Source organism: Streptomyces sp. DH41 (assembly GCF_029813785.1).
Classification (GTDB): domain Bacteria; phylum Actinomycetota; class Actinomycetes; order Streptomycetales; family Streptomycetaceae; genus Streptomyces.
The window spans coordinates 209,872-230,933 of record NZ_JARVKY010000012.1 but is presented as its reverse complement, the minus strand read 5'-3'; the positions used below and the strand labels follow the sequence as shown (position 1 = coordinate 230,933).

General features: G+C 71.6%; 17 protein-coding genes and 4 pseudogenes. 8 read left to right on the top strand and 13 right to left on the bottom strand.

Annotation, left to right across the window (positions count from 1 at the left end; translation table 11 throughout):
- Window positions 1-136: 136 nt before the first annotated feature.
- Window positions 137-1,405, bottom strand: coding sequence for an SWF or SNF family helicase (locus QC283_RS21230; RefSeq protein WP_279563178.1), 1,269 nt, complete (start codon window positions 1,403-1,405; stop codon window positions 137-139).
- Window positions 1,402-4,113, bottom strand: coding sequence for a DEAD/DEAH box helicase (locus tag QC283_RS21225; protein WP_279563177.1), 2,712 nt, complete (start codon window positions 4,111-4,113; stop codon window positions 1,402-1,404). Before QC283_RS21225 ends, QC283_RS21230 begins: the two co-directional genes overlap by 4 nt.
- A gap of 418 nt (window positions 4,114-4,531) precedes the next feature.
- Here QC283_RS21225 and QC283_RS21220 point away from each other — a divergent pair, with 418 nt between their 5' ends.
- Entirely contained in the window at window positions 4,532-4,714 is a 183-nt protein-coding gene (locus QC283_RS21220) for a hypothetical protein (RefSeq protein ID WP_279563176.1), read from the top strand.
- Window positions 4,715-4,734: 20 nt separating this feature from the next.
- Here QC283_RS21220 and QC283_RS21215 read toward each other — a convergent pair.
- The 3 genes and pseudogenes from QC283_RS21215 to QC283_RS21205 form a co-directional block, all read right to left on the bottom strand.
- Window positions 4,735-4,884 (bottom strand): annotated as a pseudogene (locus tag QC283_RS21215) (tannase/feruloyl esterase family alpha/beta hydrolase); the annotation flags it as partial.
- A 334-nt stretch (window positions 4,885-5,218) separates the two neighbouring features.
- Window positions 5,219-6,172 (bottom strand): hypothetical protein, encoded by a 954-nt coding sequence (locus tag QC283_RS21210; protein WP_279563175.1) that lies wholly within the window; start codon window positions 6,170-6,172, stop codon window positions 5,219-5,221.
- Window positions 6,173-6,311: 139 nt separating this feature from the next.
- Window positions 6,312-6,608, bottom strand: a complete 297-nt coding sequence (locus tag QC283_RS21205; protein ID WP_279563174.1) for a hypothetical protein — start codon at window positions 6,606-6,608, stop codon at window positions 6,312-6,314.
- A gap of 88 nt (window positions 6,609-6,696) precedes the next feature.
- Between QC283_RS21205 and QC283_RS21200 the strand changes: the two genes are divergently transcribed.
- Together QC283_RS21200 and QC283_RS21190 are read left to right on the top strand one after the other, a co-directional pair.
- Window positions 6,697-7,602: an oxygenase MpaB family protein gene (locus tag QC283_RS21200; protein ID WP_279563173.1), complete on the top strand. Its 906-nt coding sequence runs from the start codon at window positions 6,697-6,699 to the stop codon at window positions 7,600-7,602.
- 124 nt (window positions 7,603-7,726) lie between these two features.
- A pseudogene (locus QC283_RS21190) lies at window positions 7,727-8,226 on the top strand (alpha/beta fold hydrolase); the annotation flags it as partial.
- Between the two features lie 47 nt (window positions 8,227-8,273).
- Here the strand turns inward: QC283_RS21190 and QC283_RS21185 are convergent.
- The gene (locus QC283_RS21185) at window positions 8,274-8,873 is read right to left on the bottom strand and encodes a class I SAM-dependent methyltransferase (protein ID WP_279563172.1); all 600 of its coding nucleotides are present in this window, start codon (window positions 8,871-8,873) and stop codon (window positions 8,274-8,276) included.
- 154 nt (window positions 8,874-9,027) lie between these two features.
- On the opposite strand from QC283_RS21185, the pseudogene QC283_RS21180 reads away from it, so the two are divergent.
- Window positions 9,028-9,373: pseudogene (locus tag QC283_RS21180) on the top strand (MHYT domain-containing protein); the annotation flags it as partial.
- 52 nt (window positions 9,374-9,425) lie between these two features.
- A pseudogene (locus QC283_RS21175) lies at window positions 9,426-9,521 on the top strand (ATP-binding protein); the annotation flags it as partial.
- 31 nt (window positions 9,522-9,552) lie between these two features.
- Here the strand turns inward: QC283_RS21175 and QC283_RS21170 are convergent.
- Window positions 9,553-9,981, bottom strand: coding sequence for a PPOX class F420-dependent oxidoreductase (locus QC283_RS21170; RefSeq protein ID WP_279563171.1), 429 nt, complete (start codon window positions 9,979-9,981; stop codon window positions 9,553-9,555).
- A 124-nt stretch (window positions 9,982-10,105) separates the two neighbouring features.
- On the opposite strand from QC283_RS21170, the gene QC283_RS21165 reads away from it, so the two are divergent.
- Together QC283_RS21165 and QC283_RS21160 are read left to right on the top strand one after the other, a co-directional pair.
- Complete coding sequence (locus tag QC283_RS21165; RefSeq protein ID WP_279563170.1) at window positions 10,106-10,519, top strand: roadblock/LC7 domain-containing protein; 414 nt, start codon at window positions 10,106-10,108, stop codon at window positions 10,517-10,519.
- A 137-nt stretch (window positions 10,520-10,656) separates the two neighbouring features.
- Entirely contained in the window at window positions 10,657-11,595 is a 939-nt protein-coding gene (locus QC283_RS21160) for a DUF6397 family protein (protein WP_279563169.1), read from the top strand.
- A 1-nt stretch (window position 11,596) separates the two neighbouring features.
- On the opposite strand, the gene QC283_RS21155 is transcribed toward QC283_RS21160, so the two are convergent.
- Window positions 11,597-12,463: an acyl-CoA thioesterase gene (locus QC283_RS21155; protein WP_279563168.1), complete on the bottom strand. Its 867-nt coding sequence runs from the start codon at window positions 12,461-12,463 to the stop codon at window positions 11,597-11,599.
- Window positions 12,464-12,482: 19 nt separating this feature from the next.
- Window positions 12,483-14,996 (bottom strand): DEAD/DEAH box helicase, encoded by a 2,514-nt coding sequence (locus QC283_RS21150; RefSeq protein WP_279563167.1) that lies wholly within the window; start codon window positions 14,994-14,996, stop codon window positions 12,483-12,485.
- Between the two features lie 145 nt (window positions 14,997-15,141).
- Here QC283_RS21150 and QC283_RS21145 point away from each other — a divergent pair, with 145 nt between their 5' ends.
- Entirely contained in the window at window positions 15,142-15,936 is a 795-nt protein-coding gene (locus QC283_RS21145) for a metal-dependent hydrolase (RefSeq protein WP_279563166.1), read from the top strand.
- Window positions 15,937-15,959: 23 nt separating this feature from the next.
- On the opposite strand, the gene QC283_RS21140 is transcribed toward QC283_RS21145, so the two are convergent.
- The 4 genes from QC283_RS21140 to QC283_RS21125 form a co-directional block, all read right to left on the bottom strand.
- The gene (locus tag QC283_RS21140; RefSeq protein WP_279563165.1) at window positions 15,960-16,232 is read right to left on the bottom strand and encodes a type B 50S ribosomal protein L31; all 273 of its coding nucleotides are present in this window, start codon (window positions 16,230-16,232) and stop codon (window positions 15,960-15,962) included.
- Between the two features lie 63 nt (window positions 16,233-16,295).
- Window positions 16,296-16,766 carry a DUF5709 domain-containing protein gene (locus tag QC283_RS21135; protein WP_279563164.1) on the bottom strand — a complete coding sequence of 157 codons (471 nt, stop codon included), beginning with the start codon at window positions 16,764-16,766 and terminating at the stop codon, window positions 16,296-16,298.
- 627 nt (window positions 16,767-17,393) lie between these two features.
- Window positions 17,394-19,175, bottom strand: a complete 1,782-nt coding sequence (locus QC283_RS21130) for an ABC transporter ATP-binding protein (protein WP_279563163.1) — start codon at window positions 19,173-19,175, stop codon at window positions 17,394-17,396.
- On the bottom strand, window positions 19,172-21,037 hold the full coding sequence (locus tag QC283_RS21125) for an ABC transporter ATP-binding protein (RefSeq protein ID WP_279563162.1): 1,866 nt from the start codon (window positions 21,035-21,037) through the stop codon (window positions 19,172-19,174). The genes QC283_RS21130 and QC283_RS21125 overlap by 4 nt, the downstream gene beginning before the upstream one ends.
- Window positions 21,038-21,062 lie beyond the last annotated feature (25 nt).

Sequence of the window (21,062 nt, the reverse complement as noted above, 5' to 3'; positions counted from 1 at the left end):
GCTCTCGTCACGGGCGTTGCTCCTCGCCCGGTCCCCGGCGCTCTGGGCGCCGAAGCCGGGACGGCCCCGCAACGGCGCTCGTCCCAGGCATCGACCTGTGCGTCCCCGGCGCCGGGCCGAGGTCGGGGCCGGGGCATCAGGCCGCGTCCCCGGCCGCGAGTACCGCCGTGGCCAGCGCCGTCGCAGGGTCCTGCGCGGCGCCGCCCACGGGGGCCCAACGACCGCTCTCCTTGCGGTAGGGCCACCAGTGGCCGTCAGGGTCCAGACGGAGCTGATGCGGCGCGCCGACGACGGTCCACCGGTTGTTCCGCGCCCGCAACGACGGTCGCTCGTCCTCGTCCCAGGCCGATTCCAGTGCCGCACGCGCGCGTGCGAGCGTGTCGCCCTCCACCGTCCACTCTTCCTCGAGCACGGACAGGGCGACCACGCCCCCGAGACGCCACGCGCGTACGGCGACGGCCAGTGCCTCCCGCGTGCGCCCCGAGCCGTCCCCGAGGCGTTGCAGCACCTCTGGCCCGGGATCGCCCGCGGCCAGGCGCACCGCGTCGTGCGAGGCGGCCGGTTCCGTGCCCACCACCTGCCGGCCGTGCCCGCTCCGTAGGGCCTCGGCGAGCAGTCGGTGCGCCTCCGCCGCCGCCCGGGAGGCCAGGAAGGCCAAGGCGGCCGGGTCCACGCCGGGAGGCGCCGTACCTTCCGTGTCCAGGGACGGCGGTGCACCCGGTCCCTCCTGGAGACCGGGCAGGTCGGGCAGCGGAGGCAACAGGTGCCCCGCCGCATACGCTTCCGCGGCGTTCACACCCTCCGGGCGGAAGGCGGCATCCTCCGTGGGCGCGTTTCCGCGCGTCTGGAGAGCGTCCAGTACGGCGCTCTCCGCACGTCCGCGCATCAGGAGCAGCACGAAGGGGTCCTGGTCCAGCAACCTGGCCACCTGATAGCAGAGTGCCGCGGTGTGCCCGCAGTGATCCCAGGCACCGCAGTCGCACTCCGCCTCCAGGTCGCCCAGGCCCGGAAGCAGGTCGATGCCGGCATGTGCGGCGTCCTCCACCAGGTGCGGCGGCATGTCGCGGTCCAGAAGCGCCGCGACATGCCCGGACCGCTCGATCGCCATGTCGGAGAAACGGTCCCACTGCGCGTCGGACAGCTTCTCCAGCAGGACGTCGGCCCGATACGCCGTGCGGTCCCGGTCCTGGACGACCGCGGTGATGCGTCCCGGACGTACCGACACCGCGCCGACAGCTCCCGCGCGTGCGAGCCGACGGCCCGCCTTCACCTGCGCCGCGTCCATGGCCGCGTCCTCCAGCGCCTTCAGCCAGGCCCTGCCCCACCAGGTCTGCGCGAAGCCCCTCCCGTGTGCGGGCGGCAGTGCGGCGAACGTTCGTTCCGTTTCGTCGTCGTACCGGGTCATCGCATACCTCCTCGCAACTCGACCAGATCGGCCAGTTCCGCGTCCGTCAGCTCCGTGAGCGCGGCCTCACCCGTTCCCAGCACCGCGTCGGCCAGCGCCCGCTTACGGTTCAGCAGGGCTGCGATGCGGTCCTCGACGGTTCCCTCGGCGACCAGCCGGTGCACCTGCACGGGGCGGGTCTGGCCGATGCGGTAGGCGCGGTCGGTGGCCTGCGCCTCGACCGCCGGATTCCACCAGCGGTCGTAGTGCACGACATGCTCCGCGCGCGTGAGGTTCAGGCCGGTGCCCGCCGCCTTCAGCGACAGCAGGAAGACCGGGACCTCTCCGTCCTGGAACCGCCGCACCAAGGACTCCCGCGCCGTGACGGACGTGCCGCCGTGCAGGAACAGCGAGCCCACGCCGCGGGCGGTCAGGTGCTGTTCGAGAAGACGCGCCATCTGTACGTACTGGGTGAAGACCAGCACACTCGCCTGTTCGGCGAGGATGGTGTCGAGCAGTTCGTCCAGCAGCTCCAGCTTCCCCGAGCGGCCCGTGATCCTCGGCCGGTCCTCCTTGAGGAACTGCGCGGGGTGGTTGCAGATCTGCTTCAGGCTCGTCAGCAGCTTCACGATCATGCCGCGTCGCGCCATGCTGTCGGTCCCGGCGATCTCCGCGAGCGCTTCGCGTACCACCGCCTCGTACAGCCCCGTCTGTTCCGCGGTCAGTGACACCGGGTGGTCGGTCTCGGTCTTCGGCGGCAGCTCCGGCGCGATTCCGGGATCCGACTTGCGGCGGCGCAGCAGGAAGGGGCGTACGAGCCGTGCCAGTCGCTCCGCCGCCGCCGGGTCCTGGCCGCCCTCGACGGCCTGTGCGTAGTGCCTGCGGAAGGCGCCGAGCCGGCCCAGCAGCCCCGGGGTGGCCCAGTCGAGGATCGCCCAGAGCTCGGAGAGGTTGTTCTCCACCGGCGTGCCGGTGAGCGCCACGCGTGCGCGTGCGCTGATGGAGCGCAGCCGCCGTGCGGTCTCCGAGTACGGGTTCTTCACGTGCTGGGCCTCGTCCGCCACGACCATGCCCCACCGCACGGTGGAGAGCCGGCCCGTGTCCAGGCGCATGGTGCCGTAGGTGGTGAGTACGAACTCGCCGTCTGCCGGCTCCTCCAGGTCGCGCCGGGAGCCGTGGAAGCGGCGTACGGGCGTGCCGGGTGCGAACCGCTCGATCTCGCGCTGCCAGTTGCCCATGAGGGAGGTCGGGCAGACCACCAGGGTGGGCCCGGCGGCGGACTCTTCGGTCTGCCGGTGAAGATGCAGGGCGATCAGCGTGATGGTCTTGCCCAGCCCCATGTCGTCGGCGAGACAGCAGCCCAGGCCCAACGACGTCATACGGGCCAGCCAGTTGAGCCCTCTGCGCTGGTAGTCGCGCAGCGTGGCGTCGAGGGCGGCGGGCTGCGCGACGGCATCCTGCGCCTCGGGGTCGGCCAGCCGTTCCCGCAAGGACGCCAGCCAGCCCGTGGGCCGGACTTCGACCCGGCGCCCGTCGACCTCCGTCGAGCCCGTCAGGGCCGCGGCGAGCGCGTCGACCGGCGTGACCTTGTGGTCCTGCCGGTCGCGGGCGCGGTGGGCCTCCTCGGGGTCGACGAGCACCCACTTGTCGCGCAGGCGCACCACGGGGCGGTTCGCCTCGGCGAGCAGATCCAGCTCCTCGCGCGTGAGCCGCTGCCCGCCCAGCGCGAACGACCAGTTGAAGGCGAGCAGCGCGTCGGCGGACAGGAACGAGGGGCCGGTGTCCGACGAGGCCGTGCGCGGCGACGGCTCGTCGTCGGGTGGTCCGACCTCCGCGCGGGCGGTCAGGTCACGGGCCAGCTCCCTCGGCCAGTGCACGTCGACTCCCGCGCCGGCGAGCGCCCGGGAACCCGTTCCGAGAAGCTCGGTGACCTCTTCGTCGGAGAGTTCGACGGCGTCCGGCACAGCGGCCGACAGCATGGGTGTGAGCGCGGGCCAGGCCCTTGCCGCACGGCGGAGCGCGAGCAGGGCGTCCATGCGCGCGCGAGTGCCGAACGCGTCGTCCACGTTGCCCGCCCACACCTCGGCGGTGTCCGCGACCAGCGCGGGATCGCTCACGTCGTGCACCTGGAGCACGGCCCGGAACGCCGGCTGGGTTTCCTGGGAAGCCGCGTCCGACAGGCCCCGCACCTCGACGCGCAGTGAAAGCCGGACGCCCGCGTCGTGTCCCGCGGCGATGTCGGCAGCCCACTCGCGCAGCTCGGGCGTACGCCGGGACTCCCGCGAGGCGTAGGCGGGTCCGGCCGTCACGAGCTCGGCGGCGGGGGAACGGGGGAGCGTGTCGGCGACGGCGTCCAGGAAGGCGCGGACCAGCCGTTCCTGGTCGGGCAGCCGCAGGGGTTCGGCGTCGTCCACGGGTACTGCGTGTGCCTCGGGCGGCATGACTGCGGCGAGGTGGCGGATCCGTTCGGTCTCCTCTGTGCCCAGCGGACCCGTGCGCCAGGCGTCGTGGTCGGCCGCGGACAGGCCGGGCAGCAGCAGCCCGCGCGCCACGAGGTGCAGCGCCTCGACGGCGACCGCGCCCCAGAACACGGTCGCCCGGTGGCCGTCGGCGCGGACACGCGCGCGTGTGAGAACCGGCAGGGCCGCCCGCACCGGCAGCAGCACCGCCGGCACGCGCACCGGACCCACGCCGTCACCGTCCGGCAGCACGACCGTCAGGTTTTCCACGCGGCCCGACGAGACGGCCACGGGGGCCTCGCCGTCGGGCCGCCAGAAGGCGACTCTGCCGGTGCGGGCGGGATCACCGGGGATGAGAACAGCACAGCAGCGGGCGAGTTCGGAGATCTCGGAGAGTGTCGCCGGGAGGGTGGTCTGTGCAGCGATGGCTTATTCCTCAAATTTGACTAGCTGGGGACGCGGTCGCCGACTGTACAGGATTCCCGTGATTACGGGGTGTGGCCGGGATGTGGCGTGGGTCACTATCCATGAGGAGGGGTGTTCTCTCCGGAGGGAGTCGCCGACGGGGTCTCAGGGGTGCGTAAGGGTACGGCCTCAGGGACGTCTCAGGGCCGCGGTACGGAACCGTCGGGAGCGCGGGCCCGTTTTCAGAACAGAGAGCGGCAGTGGCCGCGAAGGAGGCGACACCATGTCGAAGAACGCCAAGGTCGCAGCAGGGGGTGTGGCGGTCGGGCTCATCCTGCTGATCTGGCTGCCCTGGTGGGCCGCCCTGCTCATAGTTCTGGGAGTCCCGGCCGCCGCGTACCTCACCCTGGACCCAGCGCAGCGACGCAGGCTGCGCCGCGTCAACCGTAAGGAGATCGGCGGTTGAGGTGCTGAACGCCGCGTCCCGGCGGTCCCGGCGACGGCACAGGAGTTGACCACACCGCCGTCCGCGGGCCTGCCGATCGTGTGGTCCGCGGGGGGCGTGGTGCCCCGGTCCACCCACGCGGTCGGCGCGTCGAACGCCGACCGGAAGCAGGGCAGGATCGCTCGGAGCCTACATGCGCTGACCTGCAGGGCCGCGCCCGGCACCCGCACGCGGTCCTGGCGGGCGCGGTGTCCGCCGTCGCGGGCCGTCGCGGAGGCCGGCGCGGGGCCGGGCAGTGAGACCTCGGTCAGAGCCGCGACGAGGAAAGGAGCACCACGGGACAGACTCATCAGGGCCTCCAGGCGCGACGGGGGAGTGGAGCTGAGGGCTGCCCATCGTGCGGGCCCATCGCGACCTCTTCCATCGGCTGGAGCCACATGGAAGAGGTGCCGGGCATAGAGGTTGGATACAGGCGGGACGCGGTACTTCCCGACTCCGAGCGGTAGTGACCGCGGTGCTTCCGGGTCAGCTCGGTCGTACGGCCATCTTGTCGAGGGCCTCCAGGAGTCCGGGCAGCGATGGTCCCCGGCCCACCGGCAGGACCTCACCGGGTTCGTCGTCGAGCAGGATGAAGGCGATGTCGTCGGTTCTGGCGACGAGCGACCAGCCGGGGCCGTCGGCACGCAGCGTTCGCGCGTCCCCCGGCGCGAACGACGACCGGACCCGGCCGAGCGGCGGGGGCGTGTCGACGTAGGCGCGGGCCTCCGCGAGAACCCTCCGGACACCGCCGTGTCCGGTGGACCCGGCACCGGCACCGGCCTCCCCATCACCGGCGTCGGCTTTCTCCTCCGCGGCACCGGCCCCGTCCGTCGCGCCGACCTCCGCGCCCGCGCCTGTGCTCGCGTCTCCCTCCGCGTCACTGTCCGGTGCGTCTCCCGGCGCGTCGTCCGCCGGACCGGCGCCGCCCGCCACCGGGAAGTCCGCGTCGTCGATCTGCTCCCGCCACCGCGCCCACTGCAGGGCGATCTCGTCGGCCCCCAGGCGCCGCTGCGCGGGCCCCCAGACAGTGGTGTCCGGCGGCGTCAGCGCGGGCCGGTCGGCCGACTCGGGGTCGGGATCGTGCGGGGCGGGCAGGCCGGGGGCCGCCACGGCGACCGCGAGGGGCCAGCCGGGCAGCGCCGCGACGACCGTGCGCTCGTCCGGCGACAGGTCGTACTCCATGCCGCAGTCCCAGGACGCCACGGCGACGGCGACCAGTGAGACGTCGTCGATGACGACGGTCCACCGGGCCCCGTCGCCGTCCTGACCGAGTACCAGGCCGTAGCCGTCGGCCAGAGGTGGGAGACCGAGCGCCGCGCACGCCTCCGGATAGTCGTCGCCCAGCACACTCGGGAACTTCGCCGGTGTCAGCAGCACCGCCGTGAGCACATAGAGCGCGTCGTCCGCGGCGGCGACGGCGTTCTCGTCCGTCCCGGCCATCCCAGCCTCCCCATCGGTGTGTCCAATGGCGCGCACCCTAGTGCGACCGGGAAGTCCTTGTCACGACTCCCAGACGCACCCGAGCTGCGGCTTTTCGGCTGGAGGGGGGCGAATCGACCACCCGCGCCGGACGAGCGGGTCAGGCCGCGGGCAGTCCCAGGAGCGAACGGGCCACGTCCTGCGGCGACTCGCCGCGTTCCCGGGCGAGCACGATCAGAGCCCGGCACGCCAGCTCGTTCACCCCGAACGACAGGGCTTCCGGCGACACCCAGGCCGCCGCCTCGTCGATCCGTTCCTGGTCGTCGTCCGCGCACGCGGATACGTATACGGCGGCGGCCTCGAACAGATTGTGCGGGCGCTGTCCCCCTCCGGTCTGCCCCTTCGTGCGCCGAGCGGTGCGAGATCTCTCCCAGGCCTCGCGGATCCTGCCGAACAAGCGGACCACCCCTCCCTGCCGTTCGCCATTGCCGATCGTGCATCTCCTGCTACTCGACGTAGAGTTGCAGCTTCGGCGGCAGAAGGGGATGGCCACGGTGAAGCGTTTCGAGCGGCTGGCACAGATCCGGCGGATGGACCCCTACGAGGACGCTTCGGAGATCTACCGGCTGGCCTCGGCCTACGAGTTCCCGTGGGACTTCACCCGAGCCCTCGAGCTGGCGCTCTACCGCACCTACGCCGTACCGAGCATCGGCCGACTGCTGGCCGAGACGGCTCAGTTCACGAGCCGACCGCAGAAGCGGTACGACGACACGGCGCTGCTGCTCGACGCCGTCGTCGAGCACGGCTTCGGCAGCGAGCAGGGCCGCACGGCCATCCGGCGGATCAACCAGATGCACCGCAGCTACGACATCTCCAACGACGACATGCGGTACGTCCTGTGCACGTTCGTCGTGACCCCCAAACGCTGGATCGACGCCTACGGATGGCGCCGGTTGTCACGCCACGAGACCATCGCGTCCGCCGTGCACTACCGCACGCTGGGGCGGCACATGGGCATCAGGGACATCCCCGGTACCTACGAGGAGTTCGAAGCCTGCCTCGACGCATATGAGGAGGCCCACTTCGCCTGGGACGAGGGGGCGCGCCGGGTCTCCGACGCCACTCTCGGCCTGATGGCCTCCTGGTATCCGAGTCCCCTCGCCCCGCTTCTGCGTACCGGGACCCTCGCCCTGCTCGACGAGCCGCTCCTGCGAGCCTTCCGGTACACCCCGCCGAGTCCCGCCACCCGCGCGCTCGTGCGTCGCGCGGTACGACTGCGCGGGCGCGCGGTCCGCCTGATGCCGCCGAGGCGCGCCCCGCACCACGCCCGGCAGAACCGGGAGATCAAGGGCTATCCGAACGGCTACCGGCTGGCGGAACTGGGCACCCGCCCGACCCCCGGCGTACAGGGCTGTCCGATCCGCCACATCGACACGTCAGCCGTCGAGTGAACGGATCGTCTCCCGCAGCCGGCTGAGTTCGGCCCGGGACGTGGCTCGCGCGACGGTCAGCACGCCACGCCGGAAGGGGGCGTCCAGTTCCTCGGCGTGTGGCGACCGGTCACCGGCGTAGAAGAAGCCGGACCTCGCGGGCCGGCGTAGTCTTCTCGTCGACCTGCCCGGCACGGCATCAGCGACCGGCCCGAGCACTTCGGTTACACACCCTCGACGACCACGCCGCCGCGCTGGCCGCCGTACTGGACGCGGCGGATCTGACCGGCGCGGGACTGATCGCGCGCAGCACGGGCGGCGCCGTCGCCGGCGTCCTCGCCCACCGGAGGCCCGAGTTGGTCTCACGTCTGGTCCTCACGGAGGCCAACCTCGACGCCTCCCCGCCCTCGACCGCGGGCAGCGGTGGCATCGCCTCCTATACGGAGGACGACTTCGTCAACGGCGGACACGCGCGTGGGCCGGGAAGCGCTGGAGGCCGCGGGCGTGCGCGTGGTGATCGTGCCGGGGGCCGGGCACAACGTCATGTTCGACCGTCCCGACACGTTCGCGGCAGCGGTCGCGGGACGGACTGAACGGTCGGCCACCGAGCAGGCGGTCGGCCCTGGGACAAGCGGCCCGCTGTGACAGGAGTGGTCAGCCCTGATACGAGTGGCCGACCCTGATACGGGCGGTCAGCCCTCGTGCACGGCCAGGGTCAGGAAGCGTGCGTCTTCGTCGACGTACGACGTCATGCGCCAGCCGGAACCGGCCAGCAACGGCCGTAGATTGGCCTCGGCACGCAGGTCGTCCGGCGTGATCCGCCGCCCCTGCCGGGCCGCGAGCGCCGCCCTCCCGATGGGGTGGAACAGTGCCAGTGTGCCGCCGGGCCGTACGACGCGCGCCAACTCCCGCAGATTCCCGGCGGGATCCGGCAGGTGCGCGACGAGGCCCGCCGCGAACACGGCGTCGAGCGACCGTGACCGCAGCGGCAACGCCGCGACGTCGGCCAGCAGCAACCGTCCGTCACGGTCCCTCCCGGCTCGTACGGCGGCCTGGAGCATGCCAGGGGTCAGATCGGCCCCGACGACCAGGCCCGAAGGTCCCACGGCCGCACGCAACGGGGGCAGGGCACGTCCGGTGCCGCAGCCCGCGTCGAGCACGTGAGCCCCCTCCCGCAGGCGAAGTTCGGCGACCGCGGACGCGTAGGCGGGGCCGTCGTCGGGGAACCGGCTGTCCCAGTCGGCGGCGCGGGCGCCGAAGAACTCCTGGACATGCGTGTGGTCGTTGCTCATACTCCGCATGATTCCCCACTGGCGCGGAGAGGGCGTCGCAGCACACGCGTTCGAACGTGACGCGATCGTTCCAACACCTTCCTGCGTCAGATAGCAACACCTTTCGAAAAGCGCCCCTGATGTGCGCCCTTGCCGGGTCCAGCGTCCCGGGGTCATGGGACACATGGACCACGCCGCCCTGGGCCGACTGACCCCCGTGCTGTCGTACGCGATGGCCTGTACCGGCGCGGCCCTCGGCCTGCGCCGCACCGTGCGCGCCGTCACAGCCACCGGGCGCACGCCGCAACTGGCTGCTCACCGCCGCCTCGGCGATCGGCACGGGCATCCGGACGGTGCACTTCGTCGCCATGCTCGGCTTCCGGGTCGGCGGCACAGACATCCGCTACGACGTGCCGCCCACCCTCAGGAGACTGCTCGTCGCCATGCTCGTCGTCCGCGCCGATGCCCGACGAACGGATCCCGCGCGAAGTGATCGACGGACCGCGCGCTGTAGAGGAGGCCGAAAGGTCATGACCGGCAAGAACGTTCACGACCACCCGGACCGAGAGAAGCGCCCGGGACCGCGACTCGGGAAAGGAGGTGCTGATCCGGCTCGTCGAGTACGCCGGACGGGTCCACACCGCCCGGCTGCTCGACTCCGTGCGCTGAGCGGACCAGCCCGCATGGAGGCCGGCGTGCCTCAGTCCGCCACGGCCTTCTGAGCCGTGACCTTGTCCACGGTGACGCGGACGAGGAGCTCGCCCGGAACGCCGTTGCGGACTCCGAACTCCTCGGCGCGTTCCTCTCCCATGTACCGGGCACCGACGCGGGCGGCCCAGTGCCGGAGCTCGTCGAGATCCTCCGAGATCCGGGCGCGCCCCTGCAGCACGACGAAGTCGAAGGGCGGCCGGTCGTCGTCCACGCACAGCGCGACCCGGCCGTCACGGACCAGATTGCGTCCCTTCACAGTGTCCTTGCCGGTGTTGAACACCACGTCGTTCCCGTCCAGCAGGAACCAGACCGGCGCCACATGCGGGCTGCCGTCCGCCCGAACGGTCGACAGCTTCCCGGTGCGGGTGCCGTCCGAGACGAACGCCCGCCATTCCTCATCGGTCATCTTCTGTGCCATGCCCCCATCCTCCTTGCCCGCAGCACGAGCGTGGTGAAGGCTGGCGGACAGGTCCCCCGGGCAGGGGGCGACCATGCGCACGGGACCACACGGACCGCACGAAACAACACGGGGAGAACGGATCATGGCGCAGAACCAGGGACTTGGCTGGCTGCTCGACGACCTGACCGAGCGCGTCGAACACGTCCGGCACGCGTTGGTCCTGTCCAACGACGGGCTGGTCACCGGAGCCAGTACGGGCCTGCGACGCGAGGACGCCGAGCACCTCGCCGCCGTCTCGTCCGGTCTGCACAGCCTGGCCAAGGGCTCGGGCCGCCACTTCGGCGCTGGTCAGGTACGGCAGACGATGGTCGAGTTCGACGACGCCGTGCTGTTCGTCACCGCCGCCGGCTCGGGCAGCTGCCTGTGCGTGCTCAGCGGCGCGGAGACCGACATCGGGCAGATCGCCTACGAGATGACGCTGCTCGTGAACCGGGTGGGTGAACACCTCGACGTCGATGCGCGACAACCGGGCCGGATATCATCTGAAGAGCTCTGACCTGGGCATTCAACGCTCCCGAGAGGTCTGCCGCGGAGTTATCCACAGGCTCGCCACGGATGCCGTGACACTGGCTACGTTCTTGTGTCAGGCGGGCGCGGACGGCGCCGGCCGCACATTCCACGGGGGACGAGAGCATGTCCGGCAACACCATCACACACGACATCACGGCCACTGCCGAGCAGACCGGCACCACTCGCGGCACGGTCCGTGACACCTCGCTCGCGCCGAGCCGTGCGGCGCGAGAGCTCGGCCTCAGGCGCCGTGACTTCGACCTCGCCGTACGCCTCGGCCGTATCCGCACCGTGCCCGACGAGAAGGGAGGCGGCCGGCGCGTCGCCCGCGACGAGATCGAGCGAATCCGGGCGGGGGAGGGCTTCCCCGAAGCGCTGCGGGACAGCGTCCGAGCTGTCGGGACCACGGAGGGCGCGGCCCTCATGGAAATGACCAAGTCTCGGTTCACCCGCCTCGCACGGCTGGGGCTGCTGGTGCCGATGACGTTCTACGTCAACCGCTACCGCGCCGTCGTCTGGCTCTACCTGGCCGACGACCTACGACAGTTCGCGGCCGACGAGAGGAACTCCGCCCTGCTGAAGGGCCGGACCCCCGAGGGGCTGCGGGACCAGTTGACCGAGGGTCTGGACCTGCGCCCCCGCAACTGGCGGGGGCGGCACCTGGGATTCCTGCTCCGCCAGGCTCACGACCCGTGGTCGCGGGCCGCGGCCATGGCATCACTGCTGTCCCCGGTCGACGTCTCGGAGGTCGTCAGGGACCCCTACGAGCGCTCCCACCTCCACCGGATCCGCCCGGCGCCCCCGGCCCACGGCACGCCCGGCTCACCGGCCACGCGGCTGACCGAGGAGATCATGACGGCGACCGACCCGGACGAGATCGACTGGCTCCGCACGGACCTGGCGGGCGCGGTAGAAGCCGCCAGGCGACAGCGTCCGGCGCCGCGCCCGGCCCTTCGCCCGGTGCCGCCGCCCCCGCCCGGCCGGAAACCCACGCCGCACACGGCGGAGGAGACCGGACGGCTCCGCGGCCTGCTCGGCCGGATCTGGCGCCAAGACTCGTGACCTACAGGGCCCGGAACAGCCCTTCCTGGACGACGGACACCAGCAGGCGCCCCTCCGCGTCATAGATCCGGCCTCGGGCCAGACCCCGCCCACCGGTCGCGATCGGCGACTCCTGGTCGTACAGGAACCACTCGTCCGCTCGGAACGGCCGATGGAACCACATGGCATGGTCCAGCGACGCCATGTCGAAGCCCCGCGGACCCCAAAGAGGTTCCACCGGGATGCGCACGGCGTCCAGGAGCGTCATGTCGCTGGCGTAGGTCAGGGCGCAGGTGTGCACGAGCGGGTCGTCCCCGAGCGGTCCGACCGCACGCATCCACACCGCGCTGCGGGGCTCGGCGCCCTCGACCTCATCGGCGCTCCAGCGCAGCCGGTCGACATAGCGGATGTCGAAGGGCTGGCGGCGTGCCATCCGCTCGAACTGCTCCGGCAGCGTGCCCAGATGCTCCCGCACCTCGTCGGCGACCGTCGGCAGGGACTCGGGATCCGGCACTGTGCGGGCCGGCGGCAGCTGATGCTCGAAACTCCCTTGCTCAGGCTTGTGAAAGGAAGCGGTGAGATTGAAGATCGTGCGGCCCTGCTGCACCGCGGTGACCCGGCGAGTCGTGAACGACCGCCCGTCCCTCACCCGTTCCACCTGGTACACGATCGGGACGCCCGGGCGTCCCGGGCGCAGGAAGTACGCGTGCAGCGAGTGCACCGGGCGGTCACCCTCCGTGGTGCGGCCCGCGGCGACCAGCGCCTGGCCGGCCACCTGGCCGCCGAAGACCCGCTGCAGCGACTCGTCGGGGCTGCGGCCACGGAAGATGTTGACCTCGATCTGCTCCAGGTCGAGCAGGGCGACGAGGCTCTCGGCCGGATTCGTCATCGGTGGGATTCTCCTGTGTTCACAACTGACCGACATCGGTGACGCGGACGACCGCCCGGCCCTCCGCGTCGGAGGCCGTGAGATCGACCTCCGCGCTGATGCCCCAGTCGTGGTCGTCGTTCGGGTCGTCGAAGATCTGTCGTACGCGCCACAGCCCGTTCTGCGGCTCCTCCTGGAGCACCAGCAGCTTGGGACCGCGGGCATCCGGACCGGTGCCGAGGTCGTCGTACTCGTCCCAGTACTTGTCCATGGCCTCGCCCCACGCGTCGGCGTCCCAGCCGGCGTCCGAGTCCATCTCGCCCAGCGCCTCGACCTGGTCGAGGGCGGCCAACTCGACGCGGCGGAACATGGCGTTGCGGACGAGGACACGGAAGGCGCGCGCGTTGGCGGTGACCGGCCGCACCTGGTCGGCCTTCTCCTGCGCCTCCTCGGCGGTCATCTCCTCCGGGTTGGCGAGCTGCTCCCACTCGTCCAGCAGACTGGAGTCGACCTGACGCACCATCTCGCCGAGCCACTCGATCAGGTCCTGCAGGTCGTCGGACTTCAGGTCGTCCGGGACCGTGTGGTCAAGGGCCTTGTAGGCACTCGCGAGGTAGCGCAGCACGATGCCCTCGGTGCGGGCCAGTTCGTAGTGGGACACCAGCTCCGTGAAGGTCAGCGCCCGCTCGTACATGTCCCGGATGACGGACTTCGGCGACAGCGGGTGGTCACCGACCCACGGGTGGCTCCTGCGGTAGGTGTCGTAGGCGTGGAAGAGCAGCTCCTCCAGAGGCTTCGGGTAGGTGACGTCCTGGAGGCGCTCCATGCGCTCCTCGTACTCGACACCGTCCGCCTTCATCGCTGCCACGGCTTCACCGCGCGCCTTGTTCTGCTGGGCGGCGAGGATCTGTCGCGGGTCGTCCAGCGTGGACTCGACGACGGACACCATGTCCAGCGCGTACGACGGCGACTCGGGGTCCAGCAGCTCGAAGGCGGCCAGGGCGAACGTGGAGAGCGGCTGGTTCAGCGCGAAGTCGTGCTGAAGGTCCACCGTGAGCCGGACGACACGCCCCTCGGCGTCCGGCTCGTCGAGCTTCTCGACGATGCCGCCGTCCAGCAGCGAGCGGTAGATGGCGATCGCCCGGCGAATGTGCCTGAGCTGCTGCTTGCGCGGCTCGTGATTGTCCTCCAGCAGGTGCCGCATCGCCGCGAAGGCGTCACCCGGCCGGGCGATCACCGACAACAGCATGGTGTGCGTGACCCGGAATCGGGACGTCAGCGGCTCCGGTTCGGAGGTGATGAGCTTCTCGAACGAGCTCTCCGACCAGGCCACGAAGCCTTCCGGGGCCTTCTTGCGGACGACCTTGCGTCGCTTCTTCGGGTCGTCACCGGCCTTGGCGAGCGCCTTCTCGTTCTCGACGACGTGCTCAGGCGCCTGGGCGACGACGAAGCCCTCCGTGTCGAACCCCGCACGCCCGGCCCGGCCGGCGATCTGGTGGAACTCCCTGGCTCGCAGCGTGCGCACCCGGGTGCCGTCGTACTTGCTCAGCGCAGTGAACAGCACGGTGCGGATCGGGACGTTGACGCCCACCCCGAGCGTGTCCGTTCCGCAGATCACCTTCAGCAGGCCGGCCTGCGCGAGCTTCTCCACCAGCCGCCGGTACTTGGGCAGCATGCCGGCGTGGTGGACACCGATGCCGTGCCGGACGTAACGCGAGAGGTTGCGGCCGAACTTCGTGGTGAAGCGGAAGTTGCCGATCAACTCGGCGATCCGCTCCTTCTCCTCACGCGTACACATGTTGATGCTCATCAGCGCCTGTGCCCGCTCCACGGCCTGCGCCTGCGTGAAGTGCACGATGTAGACAGGAGCCTGCCGGGCCGCCAGAAGGTCGGAGAGCGTCTCGGTGAGCGGCGTGTAGCGGTACTCGTAGGAGAGTGGTACGGGCCGGGTGGCCGAGCGGACCACCGCCGTGGGACGGTCGGTGCGGCGCGCGAGGTCCTTCTCGAAGAAGGAGACGTCACCGAGCGTGGCCGACATCAGGACGAACTGGGCCTGCGGCAGTTCCAGCAGGGGAATCTGCCAGGCCCAGCCACGGTCCGGCTCCGCGTAGAAGTGGAACTCGTCCATGACGACCTGGCCGATGTCCGCGTGCTTGCCGTCCCGCAGCGCGATCGACGCCAGGACCTCGGCGGTGCAGCAGATGACAGGGGCGTCGGCGTTCACGGAGGCGTCGCCGGTCAGCATGCCGACGTTCTCGGTGCCGAAGATCTTGCACAGCTCGAAGAACTTCTCCGACACCAGCGCCTTGATCGGGGCAGTGTAGAAGGTGACCTCGTCCCGGGCCAGCGCGGCGAAGTGGGCGCCCGCCGCGATCATGCTCTTGCCGGAGCCCGTGGGCGTCGACACGATCACGTTCGCGCCGGAGACAGCCTCGATCAGCGCCTCCTCCTGGTGGGGGTAGAGCGTGAGACCGCGCTCCTGGGCCCACGCCTCGAAGGCTTCGTACAGGGCATCGGGGTCGGCGGTCCGCGGCAGCTGGTCGATGAGGGTCACGCCCCCATCTTGCCTGCCCCGAGTCCTGATGGGGGAATCGGCTGTCCGCGTGAAGATCACGAACGCTACGCTGGGTCGCTCACGAGGCATCAGTGGACCCGGACAACTGCACAGTGGCACAAGAGGAATGGGGCGGGCAACGGCGATGATGGGACCAGCGCACTCACTGTCGGGCGCTGCGGCGTGGCTCGGCGTCGGGGCGGCGACCGCTGCCGCAGGGCACTCGATGCCCTGGCCGGTGCTGCTCGCCGGAGCCCTGATCTGCGCCGGAGCGGCGCTCGCCCCGGACCTCGACCACAAGGCGGCCACCATCTCCCGGGCCTTCGGACCGGTCTCACGGGGATTGTGCGAGATCGTCGACAAACTGTCGTACGCCGTCTACAAGGCCACGAAGAAGCAGGGCGACCCGCGCCGCTCCGGTGGACACCGCACGCTGACGCACACCTGGCTGTGGGCGGTCCTCATCGGTGGGGGCACTTCGGTTCTGGCCATCACGGGCGGCCGCTGGGCGGTCCTGGCGATCCTGTTCGTGCACATGGTGCTGGCCATCGAGGGCCTGCTCTGGCGGGCGACCCGCGGCTCCAGCAGCGACGTGCTGGTCTGGCTGCTGGCCGCGACCAGCGCCTGGATCCTGGCCGGGATACTGGACAAATCGGACGGTGGCGCGGACTGGCTGTTCACCGCACCGGGCCAGGAGTACCTGTGGCTGGGGCTGCCGATCGTGCTGGGCGCGCTGGTGCACGACATCGGGGACGCGCTGACCGTTTCGGGCTGCCCCGTGCTGTGGCCGATACCGGTGGGCCGCAAGCGTTGGTACCCCATAGGCCCCCCGAAGGCCATGCGGTTCCGGGCGGGCAGCTGGGTGGAGCTGAAGGTGCTGATGCCGGCGTTCATGCTGCTCGGGGGAGTGGGCGGTGCGGCGGCGCTCAACTTCATCTGAGGGATGAGGGGGATGCGGTCCGGTCAGCCGGTCCCGCCGGTGCCCTGCCCCTCGCCGGCGCCGTAGCGCCGCTCGAAGCGGGCGACACGCCCCTCCGAATCCACTGTCCGGGCCTTGCCCGTGTAGAAGGGGTGGCTCTCGGAGGAGATCTCCACGTCCACCACCGGGTAGGTCTCGCCGTCGTCCCATGCGATGGTCTGGTCGCTCGTCGCGGTGGACCGGGTGAGGAAGGCGTACCCGGCGCTGCGGTCACGGAAGACGACGGGCCGGTACTCGGGGTGCTTGTCCTGCTGCATGGCTGCTCCTCGGGTGGCGCGGATCTTGGGGGCGACGGTGCGAGAACGCCGCCGCGAGCGGTGTCAGCCGGGCAGGGAGTCCTCGTCGACGACATGCATCGCGGCCTCCTCGGCGGAGGCGGCCGCGCCGTCGATGCCCACGTCCGTGGCGACCAGTGCCGGCTCCTCGTCCTCGTGCGCTCCCTCGTCGGGTGCCACGAGCCGACCGGACCGGCCCGCACCGACCTCGTTGTCCAGCAGTTCGCCGTCGGTACCGTCGGAGTCGCCCAGTCCGTCGCCGTCGGGTGCGAGCAGGTCCGGTCGCTCCTCGGCGAGCCGCTGCTCCAGCGTCTCGCCCCGGTGGCGTTCGGCGGCCGTCACACCGGTGTGCTCCACCGCCCAGGGCCGCTCGGGCGGGGACCAGCCCCGGTCGAGGGGATCGTCGACACCGTCGTGCTCGAGGGTGTCCTCGCCGTCGAGTATCCCGGTGTCTTCCCTCTGCTCGGATCCGTCGGGCTGGTAGACGTCATCTCCCCATCCGTCGGCGCTGTTCACGGGTACCTCCAGGGGGTGGGGACGGGCCCCTTCTCTCCGTGGACCGCGGCGGGCCGCCGCTGCACGGGGCACAGGCGTCACCCGTCGCAGAACCGCGCGGTTCCAGGGCCTGCCCCGAGCCGGTGCCTCTTCCCAGCCTTCCACTCCCGTTCGGGACCGCGCAACGGCACGACCGCCGACCGGGTACCCGACACTCCCGGACCCGCCGGTCGCCCGCCCCGGCCGACCAGGGGCCGGAAGCCCATCGAGTACCGGCCTGCTCCTGCCGGGCACCGGCCTCGTCCCTGCCGAGCACGGAGCGGGTCGTTCGAGCACCGGCATCCTCCGATCGGGTGCGGGAGAGGACCATCAGTGCGTTGGTCTGCGCCGAGGGGCACGGGCGGAGTCAGCCGGAGCGCCGGACCCCTCCCATCAGGTACGAACACACCCGGACGCACACAGGTCGACTCGGGCCGAACACCGGACGACTTCGACCCGGCGCCAGGCTTCTCCACCGCGACCGGCCCGAGCCGGACCGCAACCGGCCCTCACCGTGTCCGGCCCGGTACCGACCGCATCCCTCCGATGCCGGCCACGGCCCGGGCGGGGCGTATCGCGCCGCCCGGGCGACTGTCGGGTGGAGCGGGGTCACCCGTGCCACGACCGCCACAGCGCCGCATACGCGCCGTCCGCCGCGACGAGCTCGTCGTGGCTGCCCAGTTCGCTGATCCGGCCGTTCTCGACGACGGCGATGACGTCCGCGTCGTGGGCGGTGTGCAGACGGTGGGCGATCGCGACGACTGTGCGGCCCTCCAGGACCCTGGCCAGGGACCGTTCCAGGTGGCGTGCGGCCCTGGGGTCGAGCAGGGACGTCGCCTCGTCCAGCACCAGGGTGTGCGGGTCGGCCAGGACCAGGCGGGCCAACGCGATCTGCTGGGCCTGCGCCGGAGTGAGCGAGAAGCCGCCCGAGCCGACCTCGGTGTCGAGGCCCTCGTCGAGCCCGCGGGACCAGTCGTCCGCGTCGACCGCCCCCAGCGCCGCCCACAGCTCGGCGTCGGTCGCGCCGGTCCGGGCGAGACGGAGGTTGTCGCGCAGCGAGCCCACGAAGACGTGGTGCTCCTGATTGACGAGGGCGACGTGCGAGCGGACCCGTTCGGCGGACATCCGGGACAGCTCCGCGCCACCCAGGGTGATCCGGCCGTCACGGGGACCGTAGATACCGGCCAGCAGCCTGCCCAGCGTGGACTTGCCGGCGCCCGAGGGACCGACCAGGGCGAGTCTCGTGCCGGGGGCGACCTCCAGCGACACCTTGCGCAGGACGTCCACGCCCTCGAGGTAGCCGAAGTGCACGCGGTCGGCGTGTACATGCCGTCCGTCGGGGGTCAGTGCCGGGTCACCCGCGTCCGGCTCGATGTCCCGCACGCCCACCAGCCGGGCCAGGGACACCTGCGCCACCTGCAGTTCGTCGTACCAGCGAAGAATGATGCCCACCGGGTCGACGAGCATCTGCGCCATCAGCGCCGCCGTGGTCAGCTGGCCGACCCCGATCCAGCCCTGCAGGACGAACACACCACCGATCAGCAGGACGGAGGCGAGCACGGTCACGTGGGTGACGTTGATGACCGGGAAGAGTACCGACCGCAGCCAGAGGGTGTAGCGCTCCCAGGCCGTCCACTCCCTGACCCGGCGGTCCGACAGCTCGATACGACGGGCGTCCAGGCGGTGCGACTCGACGGTGCGCCCGGCGTCCACGGTCTCGGCGAGCGCGGCGGCCACGGCGGCGTACCCGGCGGCCTCCGAGCGGTAGGCGGAGGGCGCCCGCCGGAAGTACCAGCGGCAGCCGATCACCAGCAGCGGCACCGCGAGCAGTACCGCGGGCGCCAGCGGCGGGGCCGTGATCACCAGCCCGCCGAGCAGGAGCACCACCCACACCACGCCGATCGCCAGCTGAGGCACGGCCTCGCGCATGGCGTTGGCGAGCCGGTCGATGTCCGTCGTGATCCGGGAGAGCAGGTCACCCGTGCCGGCCCGCTCCAGCACGCCGGGCGGCAGCCCGACCGACCGCACGAGGAAGTCCTCGCGGAGATCCGCCAGCATCCGCTCGCCGAGCATGGCCCCACGCAGCCGCACCTCTCGTACGAACACCGCCTGGACGACGAGCGCGAGTACGAACAGCGTGACCGTGAACCCCAGGCGCAGCTCGCGAGTGTCGTCCGACACCCGTTCCACCAGCCCGCCCAGCAGGTAGGGGCCCGCCATCGAGGCGATCACGGCGACCGTGTTGACGGCGACGAGGAAGAGGAACGCGCGGCGGTGCCGGCGCAGCAGTTCTCCCGCGTACGCGCGTACGGTCGCGGGCGCGCCGACGGGCAGGGTGCCCGCCGTCGTCGGGGCCGCCGGGTCGTAGGACGGTGGCGCGACGCCGATCATGCCGTCTCCTCGATCTCTTCCAGTCGGTGCAGTACGTCGTCGTCGCCGAGGACATCGTCGTCCAGGGCCGGGCCCAGGGTCTTCGTCGCCTCGTCCCCGGCCGTGGTTCCGTCCTGGTGTGCCGCGGTCTCCTCGTCGGTCTCGCGGGTCACCACCGCCCGGTACCGGGGTTCGGTGTGCAGCAGGTCCCGGTGGGTGCCGACCGCGGCGACCTCGCCGTCGTGCAGGAAGACGATCCGGTCGGCGCGGTCCAGCAGCAGTGGCGACGAGGTGAACACGACCGTGGTGCGTCCCGCCCGCAGTGACCGCAGGCCCTCCGCGATCCTTGCCTCGGTGTGCGAGTCGACGGCGGAGGTCGGTTCGTCCAGGACGAGCGCCTCCGGGTCCGTGATCAGGGACCGGGCCAGCGCGAGCCGCTGGCGCTGGCCGCCCGACAGCGAGCGGCCCCGCTCGGTGATCGGGGCGTCCATCGGGTCGTCGGCGCCGAGCGATCCCTGCGCGAGGGCCGCCAGTACGTCCGCGCACTGGGCGGCGGCCAGCGCGTCCTCGGCACCGACGGCGCCGGACGCGGGTACGTCGAGCAGCTCGCGCAGCGTGCCGGAGAGCAGCACCGGGTCCTTGTCCTGGACCAGGACGGCGGTGCGCGCGGACTTCAGGGGCAGCTCGTCCAGCGGTACGCCGCCCAGCAGGGCGGACGTGCCCTCCTCCGAGGGGTGCCCGCCGAGCCGTTCCGCCAGGCGCCCGGCCGCGTCCGGGTCGCCGCACACCACGGCGGTGAGCCTGCCCTCCCGCGCGAGCAGACCGGTGGTCGGGTCGTACAGGTCCCCGGCCGGGGCCTGGGCAGGGCGTGATCCCGTGGTGTCCGTGGCACGTTCCAGCGCCAGCACCCGTGCGGCGCGTGTGGCCGAGGGGCGGGAGAAGGAGTACGCCATGGCGATCTCCTCGAAGTGCCGCAGCGGGTAGGTGAGGATCATGACGGAGCTGTAGACGGTGACGAGCTCGCCGACGCCGATGCGGCCCTCGCGGGCCAGGTGGACGCCGTGCCAGACCACCGCGACCAGCAGGAGCCCCGGCAGCAGCACCTGGATCGCGGAGATCAGGGACCACATCCGCGCGCTGCGCACGGCCGCGTGGCGTACCTCCTGGGAGGCGCTGCGGTAGCGGTCGAGGAAGAGTTCCTCGCCGCCGATGCCGCGGAGTACGCGCAGTCCGGCGACGGTGTCCGAGGCGAGTTCGGTGGCGCGGCCGGCCTTCTCACGCTGGACGTCGGCCCGCCGGGTGGCCCGGGGGAGGAGGGGCAGTACGGCGAGGGCCAGCACCGGCAGGCCCGCGATCACGACGACGCCGAGCGCCGGCTCGTAGACGACCAGGGCCACGCAGACCAGCACGATGGTCAGCGCGGCCGCGGTGAAGCGGGAGACGGCCTCCACGAACCAGCCGATCTTCTCGACGTCGCCGGTGGAGACGGCCACGACCTCGCCGGCCGCGACGCGGCGGGTCAGTGCCGAGCCCAGCAGCGCGGTCTTGCGGGCCAGGAGTTGCTGGACGCGGGCAGCGGCGGTGATCCAGTTGGTGACGGCGGCGCGGTGCAGGAAGGTGTCGCCGATCGCGTTGCCGGCGCAGCACAGCACCATGACCCCGCCCGCGAGGGCGAGCCGGGTGCCGGAACGGTCGACGACGGCCTGGATGGCGAGACCGACGCAGAAGGGCAGGGCGGAGACGGAGGCGAAGTGCAGCAGGCCCCAGGCCAGCGACTTGAGTTGGCCGCTCAGCTGGTTCCGGAACAGCCACCACAGGAATCGGGGTCCCGAACGTGCGTCCGGCACGCCCGGGTCGGGAAACGGAAGGTCTCGGATCTGCATGGCGTCCCAGTGGCTCGTGTCAGGG